This window comes from Anaerotignum sp., assembly GCF_031981185.1.
Classification (GTDB): Bacteria; Bacillota; Clostridia; order Lachnospirales; family Anaerotignaceae; genus Chakrabartyella.
Genome location: NZ_DALYUL010000043.1, coordinates 4512 through 12746, shown reverse-complemented (window position 1 = coordinate 12746; position 8235 = coordinate 4512). Strand labels below are relative to the sequence as shown.

Sequence of the window (8235 nt, the reverse complement as noted above, 5' to 3'; positions counted from 1 at the left end):
AAGAAGGAAACCTGCTAGAAGTCAAATTAACTATTGACTTTTCTTAGCAGGTTTTAGTGTAAAAAATTAGAATAGTAGATAAATAGGATTATTTATTGGAAGTATATATTCCATTCTCAAAACTATTATGATAAATTCATAAATGTCGAAAAATATCTGATTTTTGGTTTAATTTGGATATAAAAATATTAAGGAGTGCATCAGTTCCAACTGATGATACATAAAAGAATACCCAAAAATTAATAATAAAAAAATTAAATTAAAAGTATAGTAGGAATACAAAAAGAAGAGGAAAAGTTAAAGGTATTGCTATCAAAAGGTGTTTTTGGAAGAAATAACAAAAATATCAAACGTTTGGACTATTTACAGATATATAAGCTGCCTAGTTTAGGGAAGTTCATAAGGGGGTAGAACACTTTGCAGAGAAACCGTCCCATCATGACATCTATTATATTCCCACAATGCAACCAATCCAAGAAAAAGTCTATAATATAGCAGACGAAAGGGAAACAAATTATTGAAACAATGCTTTTTGACAATAAATATTAGAAAGTAATAGAAATTAGGATATCCTATACACCTGGATTTATTAAGCCATTGATAATAGAAAGCCCAAATTTAGCACTTCCGTTTTCGCCCATATACATCCCTAGGACATCCTTTTTTCCATTCATATCAATGCCAACAAAAGCAATGTAAACAGCACGCTTTACAATACGGCCTTCGCTGGGGCGGTTTATGGTACACATGAGCCTATTATTGATGAGGCGATTTTTCATAACTTAGAAAAGATGTCTGAAAGCATAGCAAAGCAAAATAATGAACGCAGAGAAAAATATCCGTTTCAGGAAAACATCTTTAAAGGGAAAATATTAGAGTTGACTTTTTCGTTGGAGGATAAACTTGAAAAGTTAAGAAGTACAAAAGAGTAAATACGGAAAAACTGATATTCTGCACTTTTTGAAAACTATACAAACGGCACCTTAGACCTTGTAGAGTACAATCGCTTGAAATCCGAGTATTTAAAACAGGCTGAGGAACTGGAAGAAGCCAAAAACGGCTTGCGAAAAAGTACAAGTTTTAGATGAAAAAATATTATCCCCGCAAAATAAGTGGGTCAAGTCTTTTAGGAGAGAAAAAGATACTGCAGTATTAAGTCGTGAGTTTATTAAACTGATGATTGATAAAATTATTGTAAGTGGTTATAACGATGTGGAAATCAAATGGAAATTCTCTGATGAATTAGCGACTCTCACTAATTTGTGGGAGGTTCTGCATAATGAAAAAACCATTGTGTTATATCTCCGATATCTAATGAAGATACAAATGAGGGAGAAAGTAACAGTATCTCTAATCAAAGGGATTTACTTTGTACAATTCAAATAGTTCTCAATGTACAAGAAGTAAATACAAAAAAAGACACAGGATGCGATTATCAGTTGATAGTCGCCTTTTTTTAACAGAAAAATGCAATTACCCCTAAAATGATAGCAATTACCCCAGAAACGGTTTTTTTCTTTTCGTTGTGCTAAAATTAGAAATCGAAAATTAGATTTTTTTCTACAGGTAGTTACTTTGATAACTTGCATTGCTACTTTTATAAAAAATAAGAAGTTTTCGAACACAAGCGGTGGAGTATTATTATGAATGGATTTAACGAGGAGATATATGAGTATTAATTTGCCTAAAAAAAAGTATTATTTTTTAATTTTTACTGCAGTATTCTTAACTTTAGTCTCTTTTCTTTATGTCTATTTTAATGGGTACTGCTTTTTATATAAACCTTATGATAAAGGACCACAAATATCTTCTCCTGTTTTTTATAAAGTTGTAGAAAACGGAGATCAATATTATATTGATCAGGGAAATTATCGTTTGATTGGAATTAACAAAGACGGTAAATGTAAGTGGACATATATTAATACCAGTGCTTGCTATAAAGAACTTGCGCAAGCCCCCGATGGCAAAATATATGCAACAAATTATCAGTATTTGAATGAAGCAACCATTTCCAATATTTCAATTGACGAGTTTTCTAAAACGGGGAAATTTTTGGGAAGTGTCTATTCTGATTCCTATACCGTGGAACACCTTTTTGAAAAAACAAGTCAAATCATGGATTTGCAGTTTTTGGGTGATACGCTTACATTTGTGACAAGAACAGATGACGAAGTTCTTCTATATTCTATTGATTTGAAGGGAAATAAAAAACCACAAATCACGGCATCTGTTCCTTGGGACGATTCAAAAGAGCATGCCATAAAATATTGCTATGATCATGAAAAAGGTTTTTTCTATGTAATTACTGCAGTGGGCAATATTTATGAAATAAATCAAACTGAAAGTGACACAAAATTACTTTCTTATCAAACAGAAGAAGGCTTTAATATCCCATATTCTATGGCTCTCGTTGATGGTTATCTTACTGTTTCTGATATTGGTTCACGTACTGTAAAATTGTATGATGGTCAAAGTTTCCATACGATAGCAACAATGAAGAAAAACGAGGATTTTTTCACCGATCCTGCCCTTTATTATTCTATAGCCCGTGCTAGTCAGAATGACGTTACAATTGTATCCGGTTATGCTACCTATCGTTTGAACGTCAACACAAAAACCATAACGCAGGTAAACACAGAAATTGCATTTTCTACAGGGGAACATGTGCATATTATGTTCACCTGGATTTGTGGAGTATTTTTGTTCCTAATGGGACTTAGCGCAGTAATTGGGTTTGCCATCTATTACTACAAAAAAGTGGGATTTACAGATTTTACATATAATTTTATGGTGATCATAATTGTTGTAGCCATATCCGCGCTTGTTATTGTTAAATATACAGATGTTCTTTATAACGCTTATCAAGATCGCTCAATAGACAAAATATCTTCCATTGGCAATTTGATTGCCAAGAATATCTCCGCAGAGGATGTAATGAGTATTGATGATTTAGAGGATATTAACTCCCAAAGTTATAAAAACATAATAAATTTCCTTAATAATAATGCAAGCAATCCTCAGAATAATGTTTTTTATGTTGATGATACAGGACTTAATAAAAAAGATAATCTTTGGAATGCAGATATCTATTTTGGAATTAATAAATTTTTTGACAATAGAATATATTTTATTTTGTCTATGCCTGAAGAAGCGGGTGCAATCTACCCATTAGAGGTTGCAGAAAAAAATGCAATAAACTTAATATGTCAGAACAACACGCTTGTTTATCCAGATTACATGGGCTACTTTGGCTCTTATTGTCTGGTTCAAGTTCCAATTGTTTCAGATACCAATGAAGTGGTTGGTGCAGTTGAGGTTGGATTTAACAAAAACAGTTTTATAAAAGAGATGAGAGCGAAGCAAATGGAAATCATTATTTCAACTGCTGTAGTTTTACTCCTTTCACTATTGCTGCTAAAAGAAATCTTTTTTGGAATTAAAATGTTTTTTGCAAAAACATCCGCGGCACCCGGAGAGCTTATTGACTCTAGATCGGTTAGAACTCCAATATTCTTAGGTCAAACTGCCTATCATTTGTCGGTTGTATGTGGTCCGTTGTTTGCCATGCAGTTATATAATGAAACTTTTGGCGTATCAAAGGAGATTGCAGTGGCAATTGCCTATTCAGTGACGCTTTTGTTTGTCGGCATTTCTGCTTTTGCTTCAGGTGTGCTTATAAAAAAAATTTCCCTTCATAAGTTGCTTGTGATAGGCACCATTTTTGCAATCGTTGGAGAGTTGACTGCAGCAACCTCTGGCGGTCTTGCACAATTTATTGTGGGTAGGAGTTTATTCGGCAGTGGCGCAGGAATGATACTCAACATCTTAGATACTATGGTGGCCATGCAACCAGATGAAGAGCGTGTCACACAAGGCTTTACAATGAGCAGTGCTGGCACGAATGCGGGTACCATTGTTGGAGTTGCTTTGGGAGCTACTATAATCACAAGTTTGGGTTATCGGTGGGTGTATGCTGTTTCTGCTTTCATTCTTTTGATACTCTTAATTACAGCTATCCTTTTTTACAATAAAAATAATGTCCCAGATGCCATGAATTATGTGGAAGTAAATTCTGATATGAGTTTTTTCCATTTTGTTCGGAATAAACGAGTAATTGGATATATTTTCTTTTTAACTATGCCATATTTTATCTGCATGGGATTTATTGATTTTTTTCTTCCGTTAGAAGGGAAAAGTCAAGGGCTAAATGAGGAGGCCATCTCCTACATTATCATTATTTTTGGACTGATTTCGATTTATCTTGGTCCGGTGCTTACAAAAAAGCTTCTTTCTATATTGGACTCGTATATTGTATTGATGATATCAGCTGTTGTTATGTCTACTGCAATCATTTACTATGGGATTTTTCAATCAGTTTTCGCTCTCGTGCTTGCCTGTGTTGCCATTGCCTTTGCCGACAGTTTCTTTCAATCGGTGCAGAACATCTATTTTACCCAACTGCCCGAGTCAATAAAATACGGACAGAGCAGTACCCTTGCCCTTAGTAATGTTGTAATTGGTATCGCCCAAATGGGTCAAGCCTACTTATTTGCTTTTGCCATGTTCTTTGGAATCAGGAAGTCTTTTTTAAGCATTGGCATTTGTTTTCTTGTTTTAACAGCAATATTTCTAATTCTTAATTATGAGAATAGGGATTGCAATAAAAGTAAATAAATTACAAATGATTTGAATCATTAAAATCAAAAGGAGCTTTGAAATTTTATTTTACTTGCGGGCTATGGGAACATTGGAAAGACATTTATGAAGTTAGTTGAAAAACATGGGTGCGATCACAATATTACGATTTGTGACCTTGAATACAATAATATGGACGCCATTCAATACATAAATGAACATCATTGGGAAATAGACCTTTTTATTAACCTTACAGGGCTACGTACGAAACTTTTTCTCGATTTTGTTTATAAGTACAATTTGGCATATGTGTCTTGAATAGATTAAGGAGAATTTTATGCGTGTTTTACCAATTTGCGATGAACAAAAATACATATTTGATGTAAATGAAGCAATCGGTAGTATTCCTTTAAAAATTTCATATTCAATGGAGTTTTCAATGAACTTTCCTCCAGAGGAGCTATCCTTTGCAATTGATCAATGCATCAAGACAGCTGATGTTTTTGGTGCAAGATGTCTTGTTCAAGATGGACGTCAGTATATGGAATTTCTGCCTTATCAGAAGCATGATATTCCTGTCTTTCACTTTTCTACAGAAGAAGATTATCATTTGTTTTATAAGGAAGTTTGGGCAACAAAGATAAATAATCGAGAGAAGCTTTATTACATATTTATTTATTCCATTGCAGGTTCATATTATGGAATCCACTTTAGTTTTAATCATCTAATTTTTGATGGGTTATCTGTATTATTGTTGACTGATAAAATTCAAAAAGTTCTGCTTTTGAAAGATGAGGAAGTGAAGTGGCATCCATTTCAAACTTATTTGGAGAACATTAAAAAATATAATGAAAGCGAAAAATATGTTATTGATAAAGAATTCTGGGAAGATAGATTTTTGGTATTATCTAATTGTGAATATCTTTTTCATGATGTAATTGATAATGAGGAGGCAGCAATTAAGGAAGTAACGTTCCAGACAAGCAAGAAAATAAAGGATGAATTATATGCGTATTGTTCCAAAAACAATATTTCTGCACCTAGCCTGATTGCTACAGTTCTGGCGGATATTATAAATAAAAAAACGGGGTGCAAGCGATTTTACTTTGAAATTCCCATTGGAAACCGCTTGGGAGCCAAAGAAAAAAACAGTTTAGGTGTTTATGAAATTGGGCCACCCTTTATTTTTGACTTCACGAAATACAACAATATTTTTGATTTATATCAGTCGGTTCAGAAACAGTCCGTAGATTATTATAAACACAGGAATTTCGATTGGAATACAAAAATATTGTCAGAGGAATACGAAGAAAAATATGGCAGGTATATTCCACAGTTTTCCTTATCGTATTTTTGCACCAATAAAAAGCCATCTGTTTCCGTTTCCACATTGAAGCACCACAATTGTGAAACTGACTTTCTGCCGATGACGTTATATATCGCTGACTACCTCAATTGGGAAACCATTGGATTTTCTTATATATATTGGGAAAATTACTTTTCGGATGAGGAAGTGATAGAAATTCATAGGGATATTGAAACTGGCATAGCAAAATTGATTGCAATGAACTGCTTTTCGTAAAGAAAAAATAAGCATACTATAGGTTACTTGCTGAGGGGGCGTTATTCATGTTTGAAAATATTTCAACGATTCGTGATCTGCTTTTTTTAACGACAAAGTATTACGGTGAAAGAATTGCATTTTCCTATTTGAAAGATGGAAAAATGTGCTCTGCGACTTATTCCGATTTTTCACAACAAGTTACAGCAGCAGCAAAATCCCTTGTTTTAAAGGGTATTTCGAATAGTAAGATAGCTGTTGCGTCTGAAAATTCGTTTGACTGCTTAAAGTGGTGTTTTGCTGTGCCCCTTTCGGGGAATGTTTTAATTATGCTGGATAATATGGCAACAATACAGGAAAAAGCTTATATGGTGGAGCATAGCGATACCTCTTGTTTGCTTTATTCCCGGCTCAATCAGCCGTTTTGTGATGAAATAACAAAAAATAGTAAAAACGTTCATCATACAATTTGCATAGAAGCAGATACCAAAGACCATCTTCATTGTGATTTGGCGGTGGAATTACAAAACACTGACGGTACAGAATTATCATATATATTTTATACATCTGGAACTACGGGGAAGCCAAAGGGTGTTATGCAGTCTCAAATTAATTTACTGCGGACGAGCCTGTATCTTTCTTATAGTCTTAAGGTGAGAGACTCTATATTTTTAACATTACCCCTCAATCATATTCTTCCCTTTGCAAATGTGGTATTTTCATCGATGTATAGTGGGGGCAATTTATTTATTTCAGCAGGGTTAAAGTATCTTTTCATGGAAATGCAGGAAGTTCGACCATACTGTACTTTTTTGGTGCCAGCATTGCTAACGTATTTTGACAAAATGATTGATTCGAAAGCACAAGAGATTATGAAAGCAAGTAGCATAGACCAACTTACTGCGCGCAAACAGGCCTGTGCCCAATTGCTTGGTGGGAATTTAAAAATCATTGTAGTTGGTGGTGCACCTCTGGATTTAGAAATTGCAAAACGTATGCAAGCGTTGGGCATCTTGGTGCTTAACGGATACGGACTTACCGAAACCTGCGGGTCCATCACTGTAAATCCAAATGAGGATAATCGCCTTGGAAGTATTGGACGAATAAACTTTAATTCCGAAGCAAAAACAATAGATGGAGAGCTTTTGTTTAAAAATCCATATTTATTTCAAGGATATTATAAGGATTCCCAGGCTACAAAAGAAGCATTTCATGAGGAATGGTTTTTAAGCGGAGATTTAGGCTATATTGAAGACAATTATATATTTATTGTGGGTAGAAAAAAGAATTTAATTGTATTGCCCAATGGTAAGAATGTCAGCCCAGAAGAACTTGAACTTGAATTGTTGAAAATTGAAGAGTTGAAAGAAGTTGTAGTTTGTTTGCAAAACGGAAAACTAACAGCCAAAGTTTATTCGGAGCATGACAAAATGGTAATTCGTAAAAAAATAAACGAAATCAATAAGAAGTTGGCTTCCTATAAGCAAATCGAAAATGTTGTGTTTTGTAATGAAGAATTTCCGAAAACAGCCAGCAGCAAAATTAAAAGAGGAGAAATTTAATATGCTTACAGAATTGATAGAAATGATTAAAGATACATTTTCGCCAATGATCGAGGTGACAGGGGAAACAGCTTTAAAAACTGATTTAGCGTTGGATTCATTTGAAATTATAAATCTCATTGGCATACTGGAAGATAAGTATAAGATAGACATTAATGCAATTGATATAGTTTCTTTAGTAACAGTTGAAGATATTTGTAATTTTATTGCTAGTAAAAAAATGTCCTGACCAGTACCCTCTAGCTAAAGGGATGCTAGATTTAAGTGATTATATTATTGTTTACTCGTGCCAGGGTGAAAGACATACTTCCTGTTCTCTCAACCCAGTACATAAATTGGCCGTTGACAAGTTTCCTTCAACGGCCAAAGGCAAAAAACAGCAATGCTATCCTCTCGCCCCACGTTGAAGCGATAATAATAATGAAGTATTGTGGTGATAAGGCGAAAAATGAGGTTTAGACCATAACATGTTGTTGT

4 protein-coding genes and 1 pseudogene are annotated in these 8235 nt (G+C 34.0%); 4 read left to right on the top strand and 1 reads right to left on the bottom strand.

The window, feature by feature from the left end:
• Nucleotides 1–575: 575 nt before the first annotated feature.
• Nucleotides 576–728 (bottom strand): annotated as a pseudogene (locus RTK36_RS15770) (transposase); the annotation flags it as partial.
• Nucleotides 729–1668: 940 nt separating this feature from the next.
• Here RTK36_RS15770 and RTK36_RS15765 point away from each other — a divergent pair.
• The 4 genes from RTK36_RS15765 to RTK36_RS15750 all read left to right on the top strand — a co-directional run bounded on the left by RTK36_RS15765 (nucleotide 1669) and on the right by RTK36_RS15750 (nucleotide 7987).
• The gene (locus RTK36_RS15765; RefSeq protein ID WP_312048180.1) at nucleotides 1669–4674 is read left to right on the top strand and encodes an MFS transporter; all 3006 of its coding nucleotides are present in this window, start codon (nucleotides 1669–1671) and stop codon (nucleotides 4672–4674) included.
• A gap of 298 nt (nucleotides 4675–4972) precedes the next feature.
• The gene (locus RTK36_RS15760) at nucleotides 4973–6217 is read left to right on the top strand and encodes a condensation domain-containing protein (protein WP_312048179.1); all 1245 of its coding nucleotides are present in this window, start codon (nucleotides 4973–4975) and stop codon (nucleotides 6215–6217) included.
• Nucleotides 6218–6264: 47 nt separating this feature from the next.
• Nucleotides 6265–7758 (top strand): AMP-binding protein, encoded by a 1494-nt coding sequence (locus RTK36_RS15755; RefSeq protein ID WP_312048178.1) that lies wholly within the window; start codon nucleotides 6265–6267, stop codon nucleotides 7756–7758.
• Nucleotide 7759: 1 nt separating this feature from the next.
• Nucleotides 7760–7987: an acyl carrier protein gene (locus RTK36_RS15750; RefSeq protein ID WP_312048177.1), complete on the top strand. Its 228-nt coding sequence runs from the start codon at nucleotides 7760–7762 to the stop codon at nucleotides 7985–7987.
• Nucleotides 7988–8235 lie beyond the last annotated feature (248 nt).

Excerpts from the sequence above, each read along its gene's own strand:
- RTK36_RS15755 (WP_312048178.1), top strand. The coding sequence starts at position 6,265 with ATGTTTGAAAATATTTCAACGATTCGTGATCTGCTTTTTTTAACGACA.
- RTK36_RS15760 (WP_312048179.1), top strand. The coding sequence starts at position 4,973 with ATGCGTGTTTTACCAATTTGCGATGAACAAAAATACATATTTGATGTA.
- RTK36_RS15765 (WP_312048180.1), top strand. The coding sequence starts at position 1,669 with ATGAGTATTAATTTGCCTAAAAAAAAGTATTATTTTTTAATTTTTACT.
- RTK36_RS15750 (WP_312048177.1), top strand. The coding sequence starts at position 7,760 with ATGCTTACAGAATTGATAGAAATGATTAAAGATACATTTTCGCCAATG.